Annotated in this window: 25 protein-coding genes and 1 pseudogene; 11 read left to right on the forward strand and 15 right to left on the reverse strand. The window is 43.3% G+C overall.

The window, feature by feature from the left end:
• Positions 1-109: 109 nt before the first annotated feature.
• The 6 genes from H8S63_RS05845 to H8S63_RS05870 form a co-directional block, all read right to left on the reverse strand.
• Entirely contained in the window at positions 110-691 is a 582-nt protein-coding gene (locus H8S63_RS05845) for a DUF4276 family protein (protein WP_255467630.1), read from the reverse strand.
• A gap of 14 nt (positions 692-705) precedes the next feature.
• Entirely contained in the window at positions 706-1,785 is a 1,080-nt protein-coding gene (locus H8S63_RS05850) for an AAA family ATPase (protein WP_186926059.1), read from the reverse strand.
• Between the two features lie 119 nt (positions 1,786-1,904).
• The gene (locus tag H8S63_RS05855) at positions 1,905-4,322 is read right to left on the reverse strand and encodes a polysaccharide biosynthesis tyrosine autokinase (protein ID WP_186926061.1); all 2,418 of its coding nucleotides are present in this window, start codon (positions 4,320-4,322) and stop codon (positions 1,905-1,907) included.
• A 24-nt stretch (positions 4,323-4,346) separates the two neighbouring features.
• The gene (locus H8S63_RS05860) at positions 4,347-5,159 is read right to left on the reverse strand and encodes a polysaccharide biosynthesis/export family protein (RefSeq protein WP_138343524.1); all 813 of its coding nucleotides are present in this window, start codon (positions 5,157-5,159) and stop codon (positions 4,347-4,349) included.
• Between the two features lie 57 nt (positions 5,160-5,216).
• Positions 5,217-6,623 (reverse strand): undecaprenyl-phosphate glucose phosphotransferase, encoded by a 1,407-nt coding sequence (locus H8S63_RS05865; RefSeq protein WP_061448671.1) that lies wholly within the window; start codon positions 6,621-6,623, stop codon positions 5,217-5,219.
• A 150-nt stretch (positions 6,624-6,773) separates the two neighbouring features.
• Positions 6,774-6,923, reverse strand: a complete 150-nt coding sequence (locus H8S63_RS05870; RefSeq protein WP_008021935.1) for a hypothetical protein — start codon at positions 6,921-6,923, stop codon at positions 6,774-6,776.
• Positions 6,924-7,076: 153 nt separating this feature from the next.
• On the opposite strand from H8S63_RS05870, the gene H8S63_RS05875 reads away from it, so the two are divergent.
• Complete coding sequence (locus tag H8S63_RS05875) at positions 7,077-7,709, forward strand: BT4734/BF3469 family protein (protein WP_061448687.1); 633 nt, start codon at positions 7,077-7,079, stop codon at positions 7,707-7,709.
• Positions 7,710-7,745: 36 nt separating this feature from the next.
• Positions 7,746-9,578, forward strand: a complete 1,833-nt coding sequence (locus H8S63_RS05880; protein WP_186926063.1) for a DUF3987 domain-containing protein — start codon at positions 7,746-7,748, stop codon at positions 9,576-9,578.
• 181 nt (positions 9,579-9,759) lie between these two features.
• Here the strand turns inward: H8S63_RS05880 and H8S63_RS05885 are convergent, their stop codons facing one another.
• On the reverse strand, positions 9,760-9,978 hold the full coding sequence (locus H8S63_RS05885; RefSeq protein ID WP_186926066.1) for a DUF4248 domain-containing protein: 219 nt from the start codon (positions 9,976-9,978) through the stop codon (positions 9,760-9,762).
• Positions 9,979-10,198: 220 nt separating this feature from the next.
• Between H8S63_RS05885 and H8S63_RS05890 the strand changes: the two genes are divergently transcribed.
• Complete coding sequence (locus H8S63_RS05890) at positions 10,199-10,687, forward strand: DNA-binding protein (RefSeq protein WP_007759257.1); 489 nt, start codon at positions 10,199-10,201, stop codon at positions 10,685-10,687.
• A gap of 110 nt (positions 10,688-10,797) precedes the next feature.
• Here H8S63_RS05890 and H8S63_RS05895 read toward each other — a convergent pair whose 3' ends face one another.
• From H8S63_RS05895 to H8S63_RS05910, 4 genes are all read right to left on the reverse strand, one after another.
• Complete coding sequence (locus tag H8S63_RS05895) at positions 10,798-11,547, reverse strand: polysaccharide biosynthesis/export family protein (protein ID WP_186926068.1); 750 nt, start codon at positions 11,545-11,547, stop codon at positions 10,798-10,800.
• Between the two features lie 27 nt (positions 11,548-11,574).
• A complete protein-coding gene (locus H8S63_RS05900; protein ID WP_007759250.1) occupies positions 11,575-12,153 on the reverse strand; it encodes a UpxY family transcription antiterminator in 579 nt (192 codons plus the stop codon).
• A 342-nt stretch (positions 12,154-12,495) separates the two neighbouring features.
• Positions 12,496-13,443, reverse strand: a complete 948-nt coding sequence (locus tag H8S63_RS05905; RefSeq protein ID WP_186926070.1) for a site-specific integrase — start codon at positions 13,441-13,443, stop codon at positions 12,496-12,498.
• 114 nt (positions 13,444-13,557) lie between these two features.
• Positions 13,558-14,529, reverse strand: a complete 972-nt coding sequence (locus H8S63_RS05910) for a type I phosphomannose isomerase catalytic subunit (protein ID WP_007759244.1) — start codon at positions 14,527-14,529, stop codon at positions 13,558-13,560.
• Positions 14,530-14,693: 164 nt separating this feature from the next.
• Here H8S63_RS05910 and H8S63_RS05915 point away from each other — a divergent pair, with 164 nt between their 5' ends.
• The 4 genes from H8S63_RS05915 (at position 14,694) to H8S63_RS05930 (ending at position 18,619) form a co-directional block, all read left to right on the forward strand.
• Positions 14,694-15,791: an aldose epimerase family protein gene (locus H8S63_RS05915; protein WP_186926072.1), complete on the forward strand. Its 1,098-nt coding sequence runs from the start codon at positions 14,694-14,696 to the stop codon at positions 15,789-15,791.
• A 49-nt stretch (positions 15,792-15,840) separates the two neighbouring features.
• Positions 15,841-17,151, forward strand: coding sequence for an MFS transporter (locus H8S63_RS05920; RefSeq protein WP_007753700.1), 1,311 nt, complete (start codon positions 15,841-15,843; stop codon positions 17,149-17,151).
• Between the two features lie 38 nt (positions 17,152-17,189).
• The gene (gene galK / locus H8S63_RS05925; protein ID WP_007753699.1) at positions 17,190-18,344 is read left to right on the forward strand and encodes a galactokinase; all 1,155 of its coding nucleotides are present in this window, start codon (positions 17,190-17,192) and stop codon (positions 18,342-18,344) included.
• 125 nt (positions 18,345-18,469) lie between these two features.
• On the forward strand, positions 18,470-18,619 hold the full coding sequence (locus H8S63_RS05930) for an ATP-binding protein (protein WP_237924148.1): 150 nt from the start codon (positions 18,470-18,472) through the stop codon (positions 18,617-18,619).
• An 8-nt stretch (positions 18,620-18,627) separates the two neighbouring features.
• Here H8S63_RS05930 and H8S63_RS05935 read toward each other — a convergent pair.
• The 4 genes and pseudogenes from H8S63_RS05935 to H8S63_RS19975 all read right to left on the reverse strand — a co-directional run.
• Positions 18,628-19,070 (reverse strand): annotated as a pseudogene (locus tag H8S63_RS05935) (family 43 glycosylhydrolase); the annotation flags it as partial.
• 8 nt (positions 19,071-19,078) lie between these two features.
• Entirely contained in the window at positions 19,079-21,061 is a 1,983-nt protein-coding gene (locus H8S63_RS05940) for an alpha-L-arabinofuranosidase C-terminal domain-containing protein (protein ID WP_186926074.1), read from the reverse strand.
• 24 nt (positions 21,062-21,085) lie between these two features.
• Positions 21,086-21,295, reverse strand: a complete 210-nt coding sequence (locus H8S63_RS19970) for a lipocalin-like domain-containing protein (protein WP_007753693.1) — start codon at positions 21,293-21,295, stop codon at positions 21,086-21,088.
• A gap of 23 nt (positions 21,296-21,318) precedes the next feature.
• Entirely contained in the window at positions 21,319-21,516 is a 198-nt protein-coding gene (locus H8S63_RS19975; protein ID WP_255467631.1) for a hypothetical protein, read from the reverse strand.
• A 359-nt stretch (positions 21,517-21,875) separates the two neighbouring features.
• On the opposite strand from H8S63_RS19975, the gene H8S63_RS05950 reads away from it, so the two are divergent.
• The 4 genes from H8S63_RS05950 to H8S63_RS05965 are packed head-to-tail and all read left to right on the forward strand — an operon-like array spanning position 21,876 to position 26,129.
• Positions 21,876-23,015: an aldose epimerase family protein gene (locus H8S63_RS05950; protein ID WP_055278279.1), complete on the forward strand. Its 1,140-nt coding sequence runs from the start codon at positions 21,876-21,878 to the stop codon at positions 23,013-23,015.
• A gap of 25 nt (positions 23,016-23,040) precedes the next feature.
• Entirely contained in the window at positions 23,041-24,735 is a 1,695-nt protein-coding gene (locus H8S63_RS05955) for a sodium:solute symporter (protein ID WP_007753687.1), read from the forward strand.
• A 27-nt stretch (positions 24,736-24,762) separates the two neighbouring features.
• Positions 24,763-25,440: an NUDIX domain-containing protein gene (locus H8S63_RS05960; protein WP_007759234.1), complete on the forward strand. Its 678-nt coding sequence runs from the start codon at positions 24,763-24,765 to the stop codon at positions 25,438-25,440.
• Positions 25,441-25,445: 5 nt separating this feature from the next.
• The gene (locus tag H8S63_RS05965; RefSeq protein WP_007753683.1) at positions 25,446-26,129 is read left to right on the forward strand and encodes an L-ribulose-5-phosphate 4-epimerase; all 684 of its coding nucleotides are present in this window, start codon (positions 25,446-25,448) and stop codon (positions 26,127-26,129) included.
• Positions 26,130-26,166 lie beyond the last annotated feature (37 nt).

Genomic DNA, 26,166 nt, shown 5'->3' on the forward strand with positions numbered 1-26,166 from the left:
AATATCTGCGCCGGCAACACGAGGCTGGCTAGCATGGTCAAATAATCGTTTTTCATAATGCGAAGTAAGCAATACTTCACGAGTATAAAAAATAATCCCCACTAAATTTCTACTGACCCAGTACAAGTCCACTATCGGCTACCTTGTTATAATTAAAAATACGTGACAGTCTTTTCGAAGGCGCAGTTTCCACTCCTCCGTTTATATCTTCGACGTTTGCATAAGAATCTAAGATTTCCTGAATCTGATCCAATTGTCCCCTATCATCAAGCAACAGATTAAATCCATCCATAGAAACAAACAATAAAGTTTCAAACTCATACTTCTGTATGTAAGGCACCAGTCTTTCATACCCCAGATCCGACTTTATCCCTTCCTCGATAGCATCTATATTCCTACACTCAAGACCGTAGTTAGGAAAATCATTAGGTAATCTAAAGAAATCCAGGAAAGTGGTTATCCACACATTACCTTGCTGGGCGGCCACCCGCTCTACCTCATTCTTCAAATAAGCATAGTTCACATTTCCACCTTTTCTGTTCAGCTTACGATTAGTGGTAATCTTTTGGGCATTCATGCTCCATTGGGAAGTCCCGACATACTTATAAAGATAGGGAATAATCATCTTATTAATGAAAGCAACCTCACAATCACCCTCTACGATAAAAACCAGTCTGTTTCCTTTTTCCATAGTGCCAATCCGCTTTAGAAAGGCTGTCCGCCAACAAGATTTTTCTCCCACAACTCGCCCATACTATAATCCTTCAGCCACCCCTCCAATTCCTTTCCGTCCAGACGACAGAATACTGTTTCGTTTCCTTTTCTATCAGCGACGATAATATCTTCCGGTGCGAAATTATCCACCAAATTCACGGACTGCGTCGATACGATGATTTGAGAGCTTGAAGATACTTTCTTCAACATGGCGCAGAGTTTGTTAATGGCCAAGGGATGCAACCCCAGTTCCGGTTCGTCTATCAAAATGGTTTGAGGCGGTTCGGGTTGCATCAGTAACGCAGCCAGACAAATGAAGCGCAAAGAGCCATCGGACAACTGATAAGCATTGAATGTCATATCCGGCACATCTTTCTGTTTCCATTCAAGACGAATCGTATTCGGATTCAATCGATTGGGCTCAAGCACGAATGAGTCGAAAAAAGGAGAAACCGATGCCACCATTTTCTCTATTCGCAGGTAATGCTTGAGATATTTCTGTTTCAGCAAATATAAATATGGCGCAATGTTCGATCCGTCACGTTTGAGACGTACATTGTCGTGTAAAGGTGCAAAGTCTTTCATAGGCGACTTATCTCCCGTATCATGGAAATGATAAATCTCAAACTGTTCCAACAGAGGGCCTACATACCACGCCTGTCCACAACGGTCTTGCTTGATAGACGCCTCTTCCTTATTTGTGTCGCAGGTCTGGATATGCCAAACCGCTCCACTAAGGAAGGCTGTTTTCGCTTCTTTCACAAACAATCGGTCCTGTGATTCCTCCAACACGACAATATATCTATTTTTACTGTGGTCATGCGTAAACAACAAGTCCACAGTGATTCGGTCAGTATACTTCTTGCCATTATAAAGCAGACAGTTGGCCCCTCCTTTTCTCAATACATGATTTTGCAATTGTTGCTCATAGATATCACGTATCAGTTCAAAGGCTGAAATAAAATTAGTCTTGCCTATACCATTTCCACCTATCAAGATATTGATGGGACTTAATTTCACCTCTTGAGCCTTGATGGACTTATAGCCTTCTATTGTTATAGCATCAATCATAATCTAACTTACATTTACTTGCAAAGATAGCACATTTTCTCAAACAATGATACTGCCGGTTATTCTTCTACAAATAGTTCCTCAAAAAAGATCTTAAATGCAAGATTGAATATTGCTATTTACTCTTCTTTTATTTTATGTTCCCCATAGCCATAACCATAGCCATAACGCTTACCATAACCATAGTACTTGCCATATTTACCATACCCGTAATAATAGCCATATTTCTTCTTCTGAAGATCCAGACCATTAATTATCGTACAGAGATTGGGCAGCTTATTGTTTTCAGCCAATTCATTAATTAATGTATATTCGGCTTTTCGGGTATAATCGGCACGACAGACATAGACTGCCAAATCCGCTACACGACCTATGAGCAAAGTATCCGTAACCATACCGATGGGGGCGGTATCCAAAATCACATAATCAAAATTCTTTTTCAACGTTTCAACCGCCTTATCCAAGCCATCACGAGCCAATAATTCTGTAGGATTGGGAGGAACCGTACCACCGGGAAGAATATACAGACTCTTGCTCACATCAGAAACCTGAACGAAATCCATCAGATTCTTTTCAGGATTCGACAGATATTGGGTAATGCCCTGCTCCTTTCGAGAAATATTAAAGACCTTGTTCAAACCAGGTTTACGGATATCAAGGCCGACAATGACCACCTTCTTTCCTAACAAAGAAAGGCTGATAGCAAGATTCGAGGCAACAAATGACTTACCTTCACCACTGATTGTTGAAGTCACCAAAATTACTTTCTGATCATTCTCAAGCATAAACTGAAGATTCGTACGAACATTGCGAAAAGTCTCACTCATCAGGTTATTCTGATTCTCAAATACGGCTATGGAACCTGTTCTTTCAGTAGTCAGAGGTACATCCCCTACAATAGGCAGACGAGTCAGTTTCTCCACATCACCACGACCTTCAATCTTGAATTTTGTTAGACCTATCAGAAAAATGACACCAACAGGCATCCCCACTCCTAGTACCAGAGCAATCATATAAATCATATTAGGTTTTGGAGAAAGCGGTCCTCCTGTCGCCACTGGTTCGTCAATAATCTTGGCATTATTCGCAGTAGCAGCTAATGTAATAGCATTCTCTTCACGTTTCTGCAAAAGCATCAAATAAAGCCCTGCCTTGATTTCCTGTTGACGTGCAATACTCACATACTGCCGTTCCTGTCCCGGAGCGTCACTGATACGACGGGAGAAGCGGCCCGCCTCACGCTCCAAATCAGCCTTGACAATAAGCAAGCCCTGCAAAGTTCCATTAATTGCAGCCTGCACGTTTGACTTCATTGCACGAATACTCGTATCCAGATTCACAATCATCGGATTACTCTCCGTAGAAGTACGAAGCAAACGCTTACGTTCGATTATCAATTCATTATAACGTCCTATCTGGGTGGTCAGTCCAGCGTCAGACAAACCAATATTACCAGGTAACAGTTCATACTCATTCAACGGATTATTGATGTATTTAATGAGATCACGAACTAAATTTATCTGTGTTCCGTTATCCACACGCCTCTTTTCATATTCCGCATTTCCAGATACGGCCAATTGAGCGTCACTGCTAATGTCCGTCAAGCCTGCGTTTCTTTTAAAAGCTTCCAGCTTATCCTCCGTACTACCCAGTTCCTCGTCTATAATTTTAATACGCTCATTGATAAATTCCCTCGTCTTTTCAGCCACCTCATTCTTGTCATTATTCGTATTCCGGTTATACATCTCCATCAACTTATTGATAAAGTCACGGGCACGTTGTATATTCGTATTCATCAATGAGACCACGGCAACAGAAGTAGTCCTAGAAGTCGGGGCTATACTTAACGCGCCCTGATATCCCTTTGCCACTCCAAATGGTCGGCTGACCACCGCGCGGATATGCCGTTCACCTTTATGCCCCTCCATCTGACCGCCTGACAATGAATCTTTCAACGCAAATCCAAACGTACCCGCGTCAGTAGGTAAGACGGCAGGCAGTTTTTCAAAACGCTGATTATATTCATTCAAACCGACTTTCAGATTTACATCCAGAACGCCTTCAGGAGACAATTTCATGGCAAGCAAAGCAGAACCCGGCAATTTATCCGCTTCTTGGGCTGTCAGGTTGACTATGACTGGAGAAGTCTGATACAACTCTTTTTCCGGAAATTCATCCTCATCATAATAAGTGATATAAAGTTCCAGATTATTGACCACTTCTTTCAATATTGTTTTTGAACGCAAGACTTCTATTTCATTATCAATACCTTGCGTGGAAGTAATTACTCCACCTATTCCCAAGTTCCCCAAATCAGTAGAACCACTGCCCTTCTTATCATCCTTAATCATGATGGAAGCGGAAACTTGATACACGGGAGTTTGAAAATGTAAATACACCCAGGCACCAATCAGACAGACCAAAACAGAAGCGACAAACCAAGGCCAATGGATTATATATCTGAAAAGAAGTTCCTGATAATTGATTTTCTCCTCATCCTGTTCATTCATATTATTTTCGTACGGATTTTCTTTCATTGTTGATCAATTATTTTATTAATTTTATCGTAATATAGTTATTAATAAATTGGCTATTGACATCAAAATTGAAATGCCAGAGAACCACAAGCCGGTACTGGCCCCAATATCCGAATTCTTCGCCTTAGTCTTATTAGGTGTCACATAAATTATATCATTCTGTTGTAGCTGATAATAAGGCGAAAGTACCGTTTCGGCCTTATTCAAGTCCAGAGTTATAATCTCCTGTTTATTATCCAGTCCAGTCCGGATTAATTTCACATTATCGCGCATACCATAAATAGTCAAATCACCTGCCATAGCGAGTGCTTCCAGCAAATTAATCTTTTCGTTAGAAACCACAAAACTACCCGGACTAGCGACTTCACCCAACACTGAAATCCGATAATTAACAATACGCACAGTTACAAGCGGTGCTTCTTTTAAATAAACCTTCAACTTATCTATAATCAGATTTTCTATCTCCAGTTTAGTCAATCCACCTACATGAATCTCTCCTAACACTGGAAAGTTTATATTCCCTTGATTATCTACTAAATATTGCTGTAGAGCAGATGACGCGTTTCCTTGTCCTACCGTCTTTCCCTCTGTTCCATTAGCAGTACCCGAATTTACCAGATTGAAAGGTGCAGCCAGTTCCGGAGTAGAACAAGATACGGCAATCGTCAACAAATCCTTGGGCATAACCTTCACACCTGTCTGACGAACACTCTGTTCTGTATCATTCACAAAAGCCGTATCCTGCAAATAAGGCACTTTCTTATATGATTGGCAGGATACCAGCAAAAAAGCAAGTAACGCACCCAAAGTCAATCGTTTCAATTTTCTCATAACCACCTACTCATGTAAATTACAACTATTGATTTAATTTTTATTCAAATTCCAACTCTTCGCCTAATAAGCCTCTTTATCCCCGCGGATTACATTATACACAGTCTTATACATGATATATAAATCCAAAAGAAACGTCCAATGCTCAATATACCAGATGTCACGTTGCACACGTCCTTCCATCTGCCAAAGCTCCTTCGTTTCTCCACGGAAACCTGTCACCTGTGCCCAGCCTGTAATACCCGGCTTTACAAAATGACGAACCATATATTTATTTATTAAATGAGAATATTCTTCTGTGTGCTTCAACATGTGCGGACGGGGACCCACTAAAGACATATCCCCTTTCAGGACATTAATAAATTGAGGAAGTTCATCCACATTCGTCTTACGAATCAGATCGCCAATTCGGGTTTTACGAGGATCATGTTCTGTAGCCTGTAATGTATCACATTGAGCATTTACCCGCATTGAACGAAACTTATAACACCAGAATTCACGACCATCCTCCCCACTTCGTTTCTGTTTGAAAAAGACAGGCCCAGGTGAACTTATCTTTATAGCCAGTCCCACAATGATGTATATAATCGGGAAAAGGGTACAAAGAAACAGTAGCGAGCAAATAATATCAAAGCCACGTTTCATAATACGGTTCTCCAATAACTCAAGTGGCTCACGACGGATAGAAAGTACCGGGACATTACCTAACATTTCAAAATACATTCTCCGTTTCAAATAGTTCCGGACATTGGGAACGCTAAAGAAACGAATCAGATGATTCTCACAATAGTTGATAATCGGCACTATTTCAACACTACGGGCGGAAGGAAGACTACAATAAAGTTGGTCTACCTTTCCCGCATTACGAGTCAAATAATCAACAGCTTCACACGGCTGTCCCAAATAAGCTATGTTCATAGGATAGCGGTCTGACGGAAAATCTTCAAAATATCCCAATACACGATACCCGGATGTCGGATCATCCGTCATGGAATGATAAAGTTCCTGCATATTTTCATGGCTACCCACCAACACTACCTTTCGGACATTTTCCCCACTTTTGCGATAAAGCTCCAGAATAGATCGGAACATCAGACGATAGGAAATGATAACGATAATGAGAACTATATAAAATACCCCCAACTGACGCAGATTGACACATTCAAAATGGAATATATATGAAAGCCCAAAGACTATCAATACAAAAGGAATCATATTCCGGGCCACCCGAAGCATAATTTGTTCCGGGCGAACCACCGGACGATGAAGGATCACTCCTGAACGGATGTTGCAAACCAGATAACATAAAGTCATCAGAGCCATATTCTGGAGAAGAGGCATTGAATACTCAAATAGAGACCGGTTTTCCCAGATCGAAGTAAACATCCATAACAGCAAGTTCAATAAGATGATGTCCCCTAGAAGGACAAAAGATTTTAGGACTTTATTGAAACGTTGGACTTCCTGCATTATTTTATTATCAATTGATTAAATTTCTTTCCCATCACCCGTGTTTCTCACGATAATCAATATAACGGTCGACCCATTCAATTGCTTTGGCTCGAAATTCCTCTTTGGTATGACAGTCATAGAAGTAAGCCAAAAGACGGGTGAAATGGCTTAAACGAACGTCTCCCCTTTTATAACCTTTGCATAGTAGACAGCTTTGCCCAAACCTATTTCAGCGCACATGGGAGCTATCTTCACACCTGCTTTCTTAAACTGCTCGGCGATGAAAAGGCCGAGTGCTACATGAGAGTACTTTTTCATTTTTGTAATTCTGTTAATTGTTAAAGTTATTAAATAATACATGATTCTACCTATAACTGTTCTGATATGTCAGAACAGTTGATTTAAAAGCTATTCCTACCTTCGCCCCGCGTTTTGAAAATTCAAGGCGATAATCAAATAATTAGATACGTTATGACAAACGATTTTAGAATGTCTTATTTCATGCCTCCCATTGCGCCCATTAAAGACGAACACGGACAACTAGTTACTCCTCCTACGCTTATTCCCTGCTGCGAAGTCTCCGTAGAGCAAGTCTTTCAAATGATTACCTGCAACGAGAATCTCAAAGTTCTGACCGAACAAGTACGCAACTCCGAAGATATACGGACGGCAAAAGCATCACTATTACCATACGTGACTCCCTGTGGTACATTCTCACGTCGCAGCAGCAAATGCCTCATAGATCCTTCCCTCCTAACAGTAGTAGATATAGACTATCTCACCTCCTATCAGGAAGCAGTGGAGATGCGTAAGACGTTGTTCAATGATCCTCTTCTCCACCCTGTGCTCACGTTTATCAGTCCTAGCGGACGGGGCGTAAAAGCCTTCATACCCTATAATCATTTACCCATGGCCGATGACGCAAACTGTATTACGGAAAAAATGAAGTTAGCAATGTTATACACTGTGATGATCTATGGTACAGGAACACCTCCTCCTTTCGGAGAAAAGAAAAAAGGCGTGGACTTTTCCGGTAAAGACATTGTGAGATCCTGCTTCCTTTGCCATGACCCGGGAGCATTATTTAGAGCCACCAACGAATAACCATAAATCATAAATTATAAATCATAAATCAAAATAATGACTGATATTGAATCTTTACGCCGCCTCACTGAAGCGGTTGAAACTGCAGGAGCGGATATTGCTCCTACCTATACTGAATATGTACAACTGGCGTTTGCCATCGCAACAGATTGCGGAGAAGCGGGACGCGAGTTTTTCCACCGTTTGTGCCGGACGTCCGCCAAGTACCAACGTGAACATGCCGAACGGATATTCTCCAATGCTCTCACTACCCGACATGGGGAAGTGCACCTGGGTACGGCTTTCCATCTTGCCGAAATGGCAAATGTGAAACTCTGTAATACGGAAGTTATGAACAACCGTAGAAATACAGAAAATACGGAAAATACACCGTCCAAAGTTCTCACACACGCACACGTATATAATAAGGTGGAGAATGACGAACCGGACGAATCCGAAGAGCTGCTGAACGGTAGTGACCCGAACCAGCCATTGCCCACTTTCCCCGAAGCGGACTGGCCGAAAATCCTCTTGCTCATCATGAGCTATGCCACCAGCCCTACCCAGCGTGACGTCATGCTGATTGGAGCATTGACTGCCATAGGTGCCAGCATGGAACGATATGTGAGATGTCCATACGCCGGCAAACTCCAGTCTCCTTGCCTGCAAAGTTTTATCGTGGCTCCTTCTGCCTCGGGTAAGGGAATTCTTTCGCTTATCCGTCTGCTCGTCGAACCTATCCATGACGAGATCCGCCAACAAGTAGCGACAGAGGTCAAGGCTTACAAAAAAGAGAAAGCCGCCTACGACGTCATGGGAAAAGAGCGTAGCAAAGTGGAAGCTCCCCAAATGCCCAAAAACAGAATGTTTCTCATCTCTGGCAATAACACCGGAACTGGTATTCTGCAAAATATCATGGATGCCAACGGCACAGGACTTATCTGCGAAACGGAAGCAGATACTATTTCTGCTGCCATCGGCTCGGAATACGGACACTGGAGCGACACGCTCCGCAAAGCGTTCGACCATGACCGTTTGTCGTACAACCGGCGTACCGACCAGGAATACCGGGAAGTAAAGAAAAGCTATCTGTCCGTCCTGCTTTCCGGTACGCCCGCACAAGTGAAACCACTTATTCCCTCGACAGAGAACGGTTTGTTCTCGCGCCAACTGTTTTATTACATGCATGGTATATGGGCATGGATCAATCAGTTTGAAAGTGGCGAAGCCGATCTGGAAGCTATCTTCACAGACATAGGCCTGGAATGGAAAAAGCAACTCGACCTAATGAAAACACATGGAGTCCATACGCTCCGGCTCACCGACGAGCAAAAGCAAGAGTTCAACACTCTCTTTTCCGATTTGTTCTTCCGTTCGGGACTTGCCAACGACAACGAAATGAGCAGTTCCATCGCCCGACTGGCTGTCAACACGTGCCGTATCATGGCAGAAGTAGCTATGATACGTGCACTGGAATGTGATCAACCTTATCAATTCAAAAATTCTTCTATCCATCTGCTTACTCCTGATAAGGAGATTGCCACTGATAATATCAAAGACGGCATTATCACCCGTTGGGATGTAACGATCACCGCTGAAGATTTTAAAGCGGTTCTGGAGCTTGTAACTCCGCTTTATCGTCATGCCACGCATATCTTGTCTTTTCTTCCCTCCACAGAAGTCAAGCATAGAGCCAATGCCGACCGGGATGCACTTTTCGAAGCAATGGGCAACCAATTCACCCGTGCACAGTTGTCGGAGCAGGCTACAATCATGAAAATCAAACCTAACACCGCTTTCGGCTGGCTAAATCGTCTGATTAAAAAAGGATTGTTTACCAACGCAGACGATAAAGGCATCTATACGCGCACGCACGTGTGCGTGTGTTAGGGAGAGGGGGGTAAAAGTGTATTTCTTGTATTTTAATAAAGCATCGCTTTAGCGTTCGTAAAGCATAGGTTTAGCAACCATAAAGCGCCGCTTTATCCCACACAAATCGCCTCTATTCCTCTCTCCATCTCCCACTTTCATTTTTCAACTCTCAACTCTCAATTCTCAACTCTCAACTTCTTCAAGGTTCTCCCAAAGCGTCCACAATCACTCTCACCTCCAACGGTGTGAATGAGCGACGCTTTGATTCGTACCCTAAGTCGTACAGACGTTGCAGAAGTCCGGGACATAAAGAGATCCATTTCTTCATTTTTCGATAAGCAGCAATGTCGGTAAGTGTCGGAGAATAAAGTTGCGCCAGTTCCATGCGCCCATAGGCACGTATTTTGAATTCGTTCATGATGAATAAGTTTCTGATTTACAGTTACAAAAATAACAAAACATATTCACATATCCTACGTTTTTCCATTGAATAACCGATCGTTACTGCGCATAATTGACAACAATCACGTGCAACTGTAGACTATTGATTTCTGCGGGTTTCAGGGTTGTATCTTTGTATCGTCGAAAGGGAAAAGAATCCCCCGGACACAATGTTTAACCCTTTTATTTATTGTTTTATGATTCGTTACAAAATTTATCAAAACCAACAGCAGAAAGGCCTGAATGCAGGCAAGTGGTTCGCCCGTGCGGTAAGCGACGAGACGTTTGATTTGGCCAAGCTTGCCGAACATATGTCGAAACACAATTCACCGTATTCCGGTGGTGTCATCAAAGGTGTACTTTCTGACATGGTAGACTGCATCAAGGAACTGTTGCTCGACGGCAAATGTGTGAAAATCGACGACCTTGCCATCTTTGGTGTGGGCATCCGCAGCAAGGCAGCTGATACACTGGAAGATTTCTCATTGGAGAAAAACATCACTGGTATGCGTCTGAAAGCCCGTGCTACCGGTAATTTGTCAACCACCAACCTGAAACTCGACAGCCAGTTGAAACAGCAGACCGAATATCAGAAACCGACAACTGCCGGAGGAGGTTCTGACTCGGGTGATACCCCTGATCCGAAACCGGATGGTGGCGGTGAAGCGCCTGATCCGGCTGCTTAAGGGATTCACCACAGAGGACGCAGAGCACACAGAGTCTTCGCTATCGGAGGCTTAATCGGAGTACAGAGCTGTATGTAGCCCTATGCGTACTTACCGGGAATTATAAAGTATTATCTAAGTATATTGATCAGCAGACTGGCAATAGACATTAAGATGGAAAATCCCGAAATCCACATCGTGGTACTTGTGCCGATGTCCGCACTCTGCGCTTTGATTTTATTGGGAGTGACATACAGGATGTCATTCTGTTGCAACTGATAGTAAGGTGACAATAACAGATCCGCGTCGTTCAGATTGAGTGTGACAAACTGTTTATGCCCGTTCTTGTCTTCGCGGATTAGTTTCACATTATCACGAACACCATAAATGGTCAAATCTCCTGCCATGGCAAGGGCTTCGAGCACATTGATTTGCTCATTCACCACCGGATAGACACCCGGAGCCCCCACTTCTCCCAAAACTGAAACTTTGAAGCCGGACATACGGACTACTACCGTAGGTCTTTCTTTCACATATGCTTTCAGTCTCTCCGTTATCAGGTTTTCAGCTTCACGACTTGTTAAACCATTCAAAGGAAGTTTACCTAGAACCGGATAATTGATATTTCCCTGATCGTCCAATAGAAACGTACTGCCTTGCGCATTGAAAGGCTGCGAAACAACCGGATCGGAAGTTGATACAAGAATGGAAACTTCATCACCCGGTATCAGCCTTGCGTCCTGAACAGGCGCAACTTGCGTATTCGCCTGTTTCAAAATTTCCGCATCCTGCAAGTAAGGTACTTTCTTATAGGACTGGCAAGCCGAGAAAAAGAAAAAAAAGAATATCAGTGCAAAAGCACCGGATAATTTCGTATTCATGTGAATGGTGGATAAATGATGACGGGATTAGTTTTTCTCGCAGATAGCCTCGACATAACCAATAGGCATATTGACACAAGCGCATCCCAGCATATTCAGCCGGACGGCAATCTTGCTTTTGCCATCGACATTGACCAGCTCACCAACCAGTCCGGTCAAAGGACCCTTGATGACACGTACTTTTTCACCACGTGCCAAAGGGGAACTACTCATACAAATAGCTTCTTCGGAATAATCGAGCATGAAACGGAAACGAGCCATCTGCTCATCGGGAATCACTGCCGGCGTGCTCTCACCTCGCATCACCATATAGCGACTAACTGTAGAAAGAGTTAGAACTTCTTTACGTTCCTTCGGATCGGCATGGACAAATACCATCATTGGAAGAAGAACTGCTTCAACCATCTTACGACGGTCACTCCACTGATGAATCTCCTGCTGGACAGGAACAAAATTCTCAATCCCCATTTTACCTAAATACTCGGCAACCTTCTTCTCATGGTGCATACGAACCAGGGCGACATACCAGCGTTTAGAGTGTGCTACGCCTTCCCCTGTCCCATTACTAGGCCCAGCATTTTCTGATTTTCGGTTTGTTAAAATCATGTTTTTTTACCCCATATGCATCCGTTACTTCTTAGGTAACGGATAAAATGCACTTTGACGGTATAGAGAGAATTTATACATACAAATGGGTATAAAAAGGTAAGAGCCTAATAATTAGTAAGAAAAAATCTTGAAATTAGGCAAAAGGAAACATAGAACATGAAAATACTGTTATTTCATGTTCAAGCATTTTTTATTCAAAAAATCGAATAAAACGAAAAAAATTAAAGGATTACTTGTTTACTATCTATGTTTTTGACTATCTTTGCGACAAATTTTAATTCCGTTACCTAAGAAGTAACTACTACTATTCACTATTGATTTATAGCACTTTGCAACTTTTTACTTGCCTGAATGGCTATTTTTGATGTAAGATAAATTTCCTTTATTTACCTCTGTCTGTTCCTTAAGTCCGAAGCCTTTCAAATAAGTTTGTGTGGTTTTTATGGATTTATGCCCTAATGCCTCACTGATCATTTCGATAGATACGCCCCTATATTTGGCAATAGTAGCCCAAGAATGGCGTAATGCGTACGAAGTGACAGGTGATTTTAAATGTAGGACTCTTGCCAGTTCTTTCAAATCGTTATTAAATTTCCGGAGGGCGGACTGGTATTCCCGATAAGCTCTTTCATCTTTCCGGCTCCTATCCCCGCGAAGAATATCAAACAGGTAGTCGGGACAATTCGGTTGGGGCTCACGCGTATTCCAGAGTCGGTTCATCTTCTCCATCGCGCTATCAAGCACTTCCACACACATAATAGTTTTGGTCTTGACACGTTTGTAACGCAGTACATTATTTTCAAGAGCCGACTTTTCCATATGAGCCAGATCGACGAACGGCATTCCACAGAGCTGAAACATCAGGGAAGCAATGTCCTGTGTACGGCGCAAACGTTCCGATTGGGGATCTTCATACAGAAGTTTATATAACTCGAAGAGAGGTAACGCCTTCTTTTGCCGGACATCGATCCCTGTATAAGCTTCATGAAACAGAGCAAACACATAGGGTGTATTGCCGGCTTTCACGCCACGATTATAGATACTACGAATCATACGCATATACGTAGAAACGGTATTGGGCTTTAAGCCACGCTCACAAAGGTGCTCCTCGTAAAGCCGCAAACACTCACGAGTAATTTGTCTGAACGACACATTACACGTACCACAAAACTTACTGAACGAAAAAATGGCACTCTGATAAACATGAGCCGTAGAATAACGTCCTTCCTCACGCAAACGACCGATGTAATCATTCGCACATCGGCTAAATCCTTTTTTGTTTTTCATTTACATTACTAATTAATTTATGTATTACATCTATATAATAAAAAGTCACCCGGCTTTGCCCATTATCATAACAGAACAAAGTCGGATGACTAAATTATGGCGATTAAGTATTAATTATACGTACGTTTCCAACAGTTTCACATTACCTCCTACGGGAGTAATAGTGACATCCTGCGTCGTAGCAGGCAGCAAGATCGATTCTCCCGCATTGACTGTCAGTTCATTGCCTTCATTATCTTTCATCACACATGATCCCTCCATACAGATAAAGATCACGAATGAGTCGAGTTCCGAATAATCACAACTGATTTCTTCAGTCATGTCATACAAAGAAGTAGTGAAGTAAGGACAAGCCACCAATTCCACCGGTTCATCCTTCAAAGGTTCGTACTTCGTGCGATAATCATCCAATACCTCATAGTTGATGGCTTCACGGGCTAAATCAGTGTGAAGCTCACGGGTTTTACCATTCGCATCTTTACGGTTGAAGTCGTAGATACGGTAAGTGATGTCGGAAGTCTGCTGAATCTCGGCGATGAATGAACCTGCCCCAATACTGTGCACACGTCCGGCAGGAAGAAAGAACACATCACCCGGATGAATCTCGTATTCCTGCAATACGTCAGTGATCGTATTGTTCAACACACGTTCTTTATATTCTTTCGGAGTAATCTGTTCGGAAAATCCCGAACGCAACTTTGCTCCTTTGTCGGCATCTACCACATACCACATTTCTGTTTTACCCATTGAATTATGGCGTTTCTTCGCCAGTTCGTCTGTCGGGTGTACCTGGATGGACAAATCCTGTTTAGCGTCGATAAACTTGATGAGCAACGGAAATTTGTTTCCGAAACGAGCATAGTTCGCTTCTCCCACCAATTCCTCGCGATACCTTCTTACCATATCAGCCAAGGTTAAACCTTTGTCCGGGCCATTCGCCACAACGGACTCATTGTCTTCAACGCCGGAAATCTCCCAGCTTTCTCCTACTCCCTTCAAGTCAGCGTTCAGATGCTTGAACGGAATAATTTTGTCGCCCCCCCAAAGCGTCTGCTTCAGAATGGGTTCGAATTTTAATGGATACATTTTTGTTTTTCTTGTTATAAACTTAGATTAAATTCGCTCGGATTGTTTCAATCCGGGAACAAACATACGAAAAATAGTTCAAATTTTAGACTATATTTAATAGGAATATTTGTGAGTAAGAAAGAATTTCCTTTTATTTGCAGGAAATTTTAATAATACCAGACATGAATAACACATTCCCAACAGAAGGGAATCTATCAGGGCTCAGCCGGAAAGATTTCCAAAAGGAGATAAACAATAAAGAGACTGATTTATTTATCCTCAAAAACAAGAAGGGAATGGAAGTAGCTGTAACAAATTACGGATGCGCCATTCTTTCTATTATGGTACCGGATAAAAACGGTAAGTATGCCAACGTGATTCTCGGACACGACAGTATCGACCATGTAATCAACAGTCCCGAACCTTTCCTGAGTACGACTATCGGACGTTACGGCAACCGCATTGCCAAAGGAAAATTCACCTTGTTCGGCGAAGAACATGAACTCACCATCAACAACGGACCGAACTCCCTGCATGGAGGACCTACCGGTTTCCACGCCCGCGTATGGGACGCTGTTCAGATTGATGAAGGCACAGTGCAATTCAATTATGTTTCCGCCGACGGCGAAGAGGGGTTCCCCGGTAATCTGGAAGTAGAAATGACTTACCGCCTGGATGACGAGGTGAATGCTCTGAATATTGAATATCGTGCTACAACGGACAAAGCTACAGTAGTCAATCTGACCAATCACGGTTTCTTCAATCTTGCCGGCATAGCCGCTCCCACTCCTACTGTCAACGACCATATCGTTACTATCAACGCTGATTTCTATACACCTATTGACGAAGTTTCCATCCCTACCGGAGAAATAGCCAAAGTAGAAGGTACACCGATGGATTTCCGTACTCCGCACACCGTAGGCGAACGTATCGATGATAAGTTCCAGCAATTGGTATTCGGCGCAGGATATGACCATTGCTACGTATTGAACAAGACAGAGAGCGGTTCGCTTGAGTTGGCCGCGACCTGCAAGGATCCGAAAAGCGGACGTCTCATGGAAGTATATACAACGGAAGCCGGTGTACAGCTTTATACCGGAAACTGGCTCAACGGATTCGAAGGCGCACACGGTGCTACCTTCCCTGCAAGAAGCGCTATCTGCTTTGAAGCTCAATGTTTCCCGGATACTCCGAACAAACCTCATTTTCCATCGGCTACCTTGCTACCGGGCGATGAGTACCAACAAATCACTATTTACAAATTTTCCGTAGAAGAATAACAATTAAAAATAACTAACCTAATTTATAAACTAACATTTTTTTTGAACCATGACACAAGAAAAAAAGAACGGTAAAATCATTGCAATCATTACGATGATTTTCCTTTTCGGTATGATTTCATTTGTTACTAACCTTGCTGCCCCTATGGGTATCGTGCTAAAAAATCAGTTCGACGTATCAAACGCATTAGGCATGCTGGGAAACTTCGGAAACTTCATTGCTTATGCAGTAATGGGTATTCCAAGCGGTATACTGCTGCAACGTGTGGGATATAAGAAAACAGCACTTATCGCAGTGGCTATCGGTTTCATAGGCGTAGGTATTCAATTCTTATCCGGTCATTCAAGCCCGGAAATGGCTTTTGCCGTTTATCTGATCGGTGCATTCGTTGCAGGTTTCTCCATGTGTCTGCTTAACACGGTCGTAAACCCGATGTTGAACAAACTTGGAGGTGAAGGCAACAAAGGAAATCAACTTATTCAGGTCGGTGGATCTTTCAACTCTGTAATGGCTACCATTACTCCGATGTTTGTAGGTATCCTTATCGCCGGTTCTATCGAAAAAGCGACTATCTCTCAGATATTCCCTGTGATGTATACCGCAATGGCTGTATTTGCTTTTGCATTCTTTGTTCTCCTGTTCGTACATATACCGGAACCCAATGCCGCTACTTCAACAGAACCTATTGGAAAATTGATGAAAGGCGCTTTGAAATTCCGCCATTTCATCTTAGGAGCTATTGCAATCTTTGTATATGTAGGTATTGAAGTGGGTGTGCCGGGTACTTTGAATTTGTTCTTGACAGATTCTGTAGAGAAAGGTGGAGCAGGTATAGCGTCTACAATCTCAGGATTCGTAGTAGGAACTTATTGGTTCTTAATGTTGGTCGGACGTCTGGCCGGTGCTTCACTAGGTGCCAAAGTATCCAGTAAAGCTATGCTTACATTTACTTCCGGCTTAGGCTTGATCTTGGTAATCCTTGCTATCTTCTCATCTACTGAGACATTAGTGAATCTTCCTGTACTTCAACAAAGCGAAACGGGTGGTTTGTCTTTCGGATTTGCCGAAGTGCCTATTAACGCCATGTATCTAGTTTTAGTCGGACTGTGTACTTCCATTATGTGGGGTGGTATCTTTAACCTTGCAGTAGAAGGACTGGGCAAATATCTTGCTGCAGCTTCCGGCTTATTCATGGTATTGGTTTGCGGTGGCGGTATCCTTCCTGTCATTCAGGGTATAGTTGCCGATATCGCAGGTTTCATGCCGAGCTACTGGGTTATTATCGCCGCTCTTGCTTATCTGCTGTTCTACGGTCTGGTAGGTTGCAAGAATGTAAACAAAGACATTCCTGTGGAATAATAATATACTAATTTATTCATCTTTAAAATATCAATATCATGGATACAGAATATGTAAGAAGTCGCTTTATCAAACACTTTGACGGAACTACTGGTTTTTTATATGCTTCTCCGGGCCGTATCAACCTGATCGGTGAGCATACCGACTACAATGGCGGATTCGTTTTTCCGGGTGCAGTAGACAAAGGTATGATTGCAGAAATCAAACCGAACGGTACTGACAAAGTAAGAGCGTACTCTATCGACTTGAAAGATTATGTAGAATTCGGCTTGAACGAGGAAGATGCTCCCCGTGCAAGTTGGGCAAGATATATTTTCGGTGTTTGCCGTGAAATGATCAAACGTGGCGTTGACGTAAAAGGATTCAATACGGCTTTCGCAGGTGATGTGCCTCTGGGTGCAGGTATGTCTTCTTCGGCTGCTTTGGAAAGTACATACGCTTTCGCATTGAACGAATTGTTCGGTGACAACAAGATAGATAAATTTGAACTGGCTAAGGTCGGTCAGGCTACAGAGCATAATTATTGTGGCGTGAACTGCGGTATCATGGACCAATTCGCTTCCGTATTCGGTAAAGCCGGCAGCTTGATCCGTCTGGATTGCCGTTCATTGGAATATCAGTATTTCCCGTTCCATCCGGAAGGTTACCGTCTGGTGTTGATGGATTCAGTTGTCAAGCACGAATTGGCTTCTTCCGCTTACAACAAGCGCCGCCAAAGTTGTGAAGCTGCCGTTGCCGCTATCCAGAAGAAACATCCGCACGTAGAATTCCTGCGTGACTGTACGATGGAGATGTTGGAAGAGGCTAAAGCTGAAATCAGTGCCGAAGACTATATGCGTGCAGAATACGTAATCGAAGAAATCCAACGTGTATTGGACGTTTGCGATGCTTTGGAAAAAGATGATTACGAAACTGTAGGTAAGAAGATGTACGAAACTCATCACGGCATGAGCAAGCTGTACGAAGTAAGCTGCGAAGAACTCGACTTCCTGAACGACTGCGCTAAAGAATACGGTGTAACCGGTTCACGCGTTATGGGTGGCGGTTTCGGTGGTTGTACAATCAACCTTGTCAAGAACGAATTGTATGACAACTTCGTTGAAAAGACCAAAGCTGCGTTCAAAGCTAAATTCGGCAGAAGCCCGAAAGTGTACGATGTAGTAATCGGTGACGGTTCTCGCAGATTGGAATAAAAGACCATCCGGTTGTATCAGATAATTATGTAGGGCGGCTTTCCGTAATGGAGAGTCGCCCTTTTATATACCAAAATCATTTATACAATGATGAAGGAGAAATTATCGGAGAAAACCGTTTTTCGATGAAAGGACATGAGTCATCAGGAACTAATAAATTATTTGACTTAGCGGCTTTAGTTATCGGCCAATTGGATTTTGGTTATCCGTTAATTGTGGATGAACTTGATTCCAAGCTTCATCCGTTACTAACCCAACATATAATTAAAGATTAAAGCACAGAGACAGGCGAATCCGACACAGCCACACCGATTGACTTTCCGGGAATCGTCTTATGTTCCACCGTCACATACCAGTAAAACTTACCGTCCCGTTCAATGACCTGACTTGCCCATGCTTCCCCCTTTGCCCAACTGAAATCTTTCGCTTTCAAAGGAACGGGATGCTCCGTCCATGTCTTCAAGTCGGGAGAAGAAAAGACACACCACTCATTGATTAAATAATGCTCATTGGGAGGGGGACACTCATCGTGTCCGCCATAAATATACACTTTCCCATCATGTACCATAGCAGCGGGATCACCTACATACTTATATTTATAATGGGGGTTCCATTCGCAACAAACGTAGTATCATTCTGCGCCGACAGCCCGGTAAAGGCTGCCAGCACAAATGATAAAACAACTAATCTAACCCCAACCAACCTTGCTTTATTAAAACGAATCATGTTATCCTTTATTTCTTCGTAAATTTATAAACAGCGAATGTGTTCGGCTCCAGCTCGGCAGTAAACACGTGGCCCTGAATAGACACGGGTGTTTCCTTTGGAGTGATGGCAAAAGGCTGTTCAAGCGTATTATCCTTGTCCAAATCAAGTGAGCGAAGCTTGATGCAACGGCCGTCAGATAATACGTTTTGTTTCTTCAAGCCTTCAAATTTCAACGAAACCGGTTGAGCCGTATCGGAAGTATTGGCTACTTTTACGATAAGCTCATTCTTATTCTTGTCGTACACCGCACTGGCGAAAAGCCCGTTCTGTCCTTCAGCTCCCGTCACATTTCTCTTGTTCATGGTAAGCGGAAGAACATTGGTCCCCTTATTATGGGCAAACAACTGTTGCACATAGTAGCTTACGGTGCGTACGGAATTCAGATTGTCGAACCAGATCATGTCCGGACGCCATTGCCATCCTTCCACATGAGCGAAAAGCGGAGCGTATGTAGCCATATGGACAATATCGGCATTACGTTCCAAACCGGTCATAAAGGCAGCCTCGAGCAAGGCTGCGTGGAAATGATTCCATTTCTTACCTTTACCGTGACAAGCATATTCGCCGGCAAAAACTTTCGGACCTTTGCGGTCGTAATTATCATAACGCGCACCTTGAGCCAAGAACCAACTTTCAGGGCGATAGAAATGCTCGTCTACCAAATCAGCTTTCAAGCGTTTCATTTCAGGCCACAGATAATCAAATTCTTTTCCTTCGGAATTAGGGCCGGAACTACCTACAATCTTCATATCCGGATAAGCCTTACGAATAGCCTTTATGAACGGTTCAAGACGTTCCGGATATTCTTTTCCCCATTGCTCGTTACCGATACCGATAAATTTCAGGTTGAAAGGAGCAGGATGTCCCATATCGGCGCGCACCTTTCCCCATGTAGAGTTCACATCACCATTGGCGAACTCAATCAGATCGAGTGCATCCTGAATATAACCGTCCAGATCGCAAACGGCAACGTGCGCTTTCGGATCGTTATTCTGGTATTGGCAGGAAAGACCGCAATTCAAAATAGGAAGCGGTTCGGCACCCATTTCTTCCGATAACAGGAAGTATTCATAGAATCCCAATCCGTAACTCTGATAATAATCCGGATAGAAACGATGGGTAAAAGTGTACTGCCAACGGTTCTCGTTCAAAGGTCGGTTTTCTACCGGACCCACCGATTTCTTCCAGTCATAACGGGTATTCAAATCAGTACCTTCCACAATGCAACCACCGGGAAAACGGAAGACTCCCGGATGGATATCTGCCAAAGCCTGTGCCAAGTCCTTGCGAAGTCCGTTTTCATGTCCTTTCCACGTATCGACCGGGAAGAGAGAGATATGCTCCAGATCCACTGTTCCTTTGGAAGTAAGGAAAATACGAAGTGTCGATTTCGGCTGGGTCATACCCGGCTTCAAGATCAGCTGGTACTTCTTCCATTCTTTCGAATCGACTGTCAAGTCAGCGGTGGCAAACGCCTGATGTTCACCCATAGATTTGGTATCCACCAATTCAATCCGCAATGTTTCTTTTCCGTTCCCCTGCGGCAGACGTGCCCAAACAGAGAAACGATACTCCTCCCCTTTTCGGACACCGATACCGAAGAAGCCTTCGTTATCCAGTCCGGTATGTTTATGGGCATGTCCCGGATTGGAAAGACGCACATAATGCGGATTCCGTTCAAAAGGACCGTCGTCCATCAAAGTTACTTTACCGTAAGTTTTCCATCCCATCAGGTTCTGCGGAAACTCAAACGAGCGGTTCTTCACCAGTTCGGCGTACAAGCCACCGTCGGCCGCATAGTTGATATCCTCAAAAAAAAGTCCGTACATGGTAGGCTGGATTTCCGCTCCCAGTTTCTTTGTCTGTATCACCATTTCATTGGTTTGCGCATGAAGTGCCATTCCGGCAGATAAGGCCACTACAGCCAATAAATTTGTGTATCTTCTCATGGTTTTCAATAAAAAATTATATAGTTATTCTATTCTTTTTCCCCAGACAGAACGTCCCCGACTATCGAGTCCGGTAAAGAGAATGGTTTCCGTCTCATTCTCCCAGTCGTGTCCTGCAAAGATAATCAGATTTTCTATCTTCTCCGTACCCAAATCAAGCATTAACAGATAGTTTTCGGTCAAAAAAGGCCACTTCCCGCTTGCAAGGACAAACTTTCCCTCCACATCAACCATTTCACCGTTACAAGTACCGTCTTTTAATAAATGGAAGCGGGAAGAATCTGTCCGGCTTCCAACTGACACTCATATCTCGGCTCCTGTACCCGTATGATCTCCCACTCCCCTGCCAGATCGGCTTCGGTGAAACGGCGTGACGGTGTACCTGCATACCTTTCGGGAGAAACGACCGGCCAACCTTCCGGAGTAAAGGACAACTGGCGTAAATGCAGCGCCATCAACTGATTCTGCGGAGAGAGGCGTCCCTGATGTGCCAGATAGTAATTTCCTTCCCCATCGGAGATCAGTGTATTTGTTCATCAATCATGGTACAAAAATACGCCCCGTTACACTAATCACAGGTGGACATACGAACACATAGACCGATATACATTCGCAACCGAATATTTTTCCTTCATCAGAAAAATATTTTTTTTATATCCGCCCTTTTATATATAATAATAAGGTATAACAATAAGTGCATTTTTTACGTTTTATGTTGTATAACATACATCAGTGTATTGAACACACCGAAACAAAGTGTTACTTTTACACCCGAATTAAGATAATCAACTCATTTACATAAAAAAATATAACCATGAAAAAACATTTTCTACTAGCAGGATTTGCCGCACTTATGCTCTTTGCGTGCAATAACAAGCCGGTTTCCGAGCTGACTCTATCAGGTCTTGATCCGGCAAAATTTCAAACAGAAGTAAATAATACCCAAACCAATCTTTATACTTTAAAGAATAAAGCAGGCATGGAAGTGTGCATTACTAATTTCGGAGGTCGTATCGTGTCTATCATGGTACCGGACAAAAACGGAAAGATGCAGGATGTAGTTTTAGGCTTCGATAGTATTGCCGACTACATCAATGTCCCCAGCGACTTCGGTGCTTCCATCGGACGTTATGCCAATCGTATCAATCAAGGACGTTTTGTTCTTGACGGTGATACCATCCAGCTACCACAGAACAATTTCGGGCACTGTCTGCACGGAGGTCCCAAGGGATGGCAATATCAAGTATATGAGGCAAATCTTATTGATCCGATGACATTGGAACTAACCCGTATCTCACCCGACGGTGATGAAAATTTTCCAGGTAATGTAACAGCCAAAGTCACTTACACACTGACAGAAGACAACGCTATCGATATTAAATATAGCGCAACTACCGACAAAAAGACGATCATCAACATGACCAACCACTCTTATTTCAACCTGGCCGGTAATCCGTCGAAAGCCTCAACCGACAATATTCTGTATGTGAATGCAGACTACTATACTCCGGTAGACAGCACTTTCATGACAACAGGTGAAATTGCCCCGGTAAAAGATACTCCGATGGACTTCACGACTCCGAAAACAGTAGGGCAAGACATCAGTAACTATGATTTTGTCCAGTTGAAAAACGGAAACGGTTATGACCACAATTGGGTACTGAACACTAAGGGAGACATTTCGCAGGTAGCTGCCAAACTGACTTCACCGGAAAGCGGTATCACTCTGGAAGTATATACCAACGAACCGGGTATCCAGGTTTATACAGGTAACTTCCTCGACGGTACTGTAACCGGAAAGAAAGGGATCGTTTACAATCAACGTGCTTCCGTATGTCTGGAAACGCAACATTATCCAGACAGTCCCAACAAAGTTGATTGGCCTTCAGTAGTTCTGGAACCGGGACAAACCTATAACAGCGAATGTATTTTCAAATTCTCAGTAGAGAAATAATATTAACTTATAAATCATATTTATTGTGGAAGCATTAGATTGGGGGGTAATCGGCGTCTTTTTTTTGGCGCTGATCGGTATTATTGTTTGGGTAGTCAGACAAAAACAAAATGACTCGGCAGATTATTTCTTAGGCGGACGTGACGCAACTTGGCTCGCAATCGGAGCCTCTATCTTCGCATCAAACATCGGTTCGGAACACTTGATCGGACTGGCAGGAGCCGGAGCCTCCAGTGGTATGGCGATGGCTCATTGGGAAATTCAGGGATGGATGATTCTGATTCTGGGATGGGTGTTCGTTCCATTCTATACACGAAGCATGGTATATACAATGCCGGAATTTCTGGAACGCCGCTATAATCCTCAATCACGTACCATCCTGTCGGTCATCTCTTTGGTGAGTTATGTGTTAACCAAAGTAGCTGTAACAGTCTATGCCGGTGGTTTGGTATTCCAACAGGTATTCGGTATCAAAGAACTTTGGGGAATCGACTTCTTCTGGATTGCTGCAATCGGATTGGTAGTTCTGACAGCACTTTATACTATCTTCGGGGGTATGAAATCCGTATTGTATACTTCTGTACTCCAGACTCCTATCCTTCTGCTTGGTTCGTTGATCATCCTCGTGCTTGGTTTTAAAGAATTGGGTGGCTGGGACGAAATGATGAAAGTTTGCGGTGCGGTAACTGTAAATGATTACGGAGATACAATGACTAATCTGATCCGTAGTAACGATGATCCGAACTTCCCTTGGCTGGGTGCTTTGATCGGTTCCGCTATTATCGGATTCTGGTATTGGTGTACTGACCAGTTTATCGTACAGCGTGTACTTTCCGGAAAGAATGAGATGGAAGCACGTCGCGGTACCATCTTCGGTGCTTACCTGAAACTGCTGCCTGTCTTCTTGTTTCTTATTCCGGGTATGATCGCATTTGCATTACATCAGAAATATATCGGTGCCGGTGGTGAAGGATTCCTTCCGTTACTGGCTAACGGAACAGCAAATGCTGATGCCGCTTTCCCCACTTTGGTCGCTAAATTGTTGCCGGCCGGTGTGAAAGGTCTGGTTGTATGCGGTATCCTTGCAGCTTTGATGAGTTCTTTAGCTTCTTTGTTCAACTCATCCGCCATGTTGTTTACTATTGACTTCTACAAACGTTTCAGACCGGAGACTCCGGAAAAGAAACTAGTAGGTATCGGCCAGATTGCAACAGTTGTAATTGTAATCTTAGGTATCCTTTGGATTCCTATCATGCGTAGTGTAGGTGATGTTCTTTATACTTATTTGCAGGATGTTCAGTCTGTATTGGCTCCGGGTATCGCAGCCGCTTTCTTATTGGGTATCTGCTGGAAGCGTACTTCCGCTCAAGGTGGTATGTGGGGATTGATAGCCGGTATGGTTATCGGCTTAACTCGTCTGGGTGCTAAAGTATATTATAGCAATGCCGGAGAAGTGGCAGACTCTACATTCAAATATCTGTTCTATGATATGAACTGGCTGTTCTTCTGCGGATGGATGTTCCTGTTCTGCATCATTATCGTAATCGCAGTCAGCCTGGCTACAAAAGCTCCGACAGCGGAAAAGATTCAAGGCTTGGTATTCGGTACGGCTACGAAAGAACAAAAAGCGGCTACACGTGCAAGTTGGAATCATTGGGATATTATCCATACAGCAATTATCCTGGCTATTACCGCAGCTTTCTACTGGTATTTCTGGTAACAATTAATTAACTAATATAAAAAAACAATGAACAATTATTATAGCTCGAATCCTAGCTTTCATGTAGGCATTGACTGCATCATTTTTGGATTTAACGATGGTGAATTAAGTCTGCTACTGCTGAAAAGAAATTTTGAACCTGCAATGGGCGAATGGTCTTTGATGGGAGGATTCGTGCAAGAAAACGAAAGTGTGGACGATGCGGCCAAACGTGTACTTGCGGAACTTACCGGATTGGAAAATGTGTATATGGAACAAGTGGGAACTTTCGGAGCGGTCGACCGTGATCCGGGAGAACGGGTAATCTCCGTCGCATACTATGCGTTGGTCAACGTCAATGAATATGACCGGAAACTGGTTCGGAAACATAACGCTTACTGGGTAAACATCAATGAACTTCCCCCACTGATTTTCGATCATCCTGCAATGGTGACAAAAGCAAGGGAGTTGATGAGACAAAAAGCTTCTACCGAACCTATCGGTTTCAACTTATTGCCTAAACTTTTCACACTATCCAAATTGCAGAGTTTATATGAAGCCATTTACGGTGAAACGATGGATAAGCGCAACTTCCGCAAGCGTGTTGCCGGAATGGATTATGTGGAAAAGACCGATAAGATAGATAAGCTATGTTCCAAACGAGGGGCAGCCTTATATAAGTTTAATAGCAAGGTTTATCGTAAAGATCCGAAATTCAAATTATAATCAATATGCTGGAAGAACTGAAAGAAAAAGTATTTCATGCCAATCTCGAATTGGTAAAGCATGGATTAGTCATCTTTACTTGGGGGAACGTTTCTGCCATCGACCGTGAAAGCGGATTGGTAGTAATCAAACCCAGTGGTGTAAGTTACGATGAAATGAAAGCAGAAGATATGGTAGTAGTGGATCTGGATGGCAAGGTCGTTGAAGGACGGCTGAAGCCATCTTCAGATACTCCGACTCACGTAGTACTCTACAAAGCATTCCCGGAAATCGGCGGAGTGGTACATACCCACTCTACCTATGCGACCGCTTGGGCGCAAGCCGGATGCGATATTCCGAACATCGGAACTACTCATGCCGATTATTTCCATGACGCTATCCCCTGCACGGCAGATATGACCGAAGCAGAAGTGAAAGGTGCCTACGAACTGGAGACCGGGAACGTGATCGTGAAGCGTTTTGAAGGTTTGAATCCTGTACATACACCGGGCGTGCTGGTAAAGAATCACGGTCCTTTCTCCTGGGGAAAAGACGCACACGATGCAGTACACAACGCCGTAGTAATGGAACAGGTAGCAAAAATGGCAAGTATCGCATACGCCGTTAATCCCAATTTAACAATGAATCCTCTGCTGATTGAAAAACATTTCAGTCGCAAGCATGGTCCGAATGCTTATTACGGACAATAATCAATTAAAAACTAGAAATTAAAAATTAAAGCAAAAC

Source organism: Bacteroides sp. NSJ-39 (assembly GCF_014287315.1).
GTDB lineage: Bacteria > Bacteroidota > Bacteroidia > Bacteroidales > Bacteroidaceae > Bacteroides > Bacteroides finegoldii.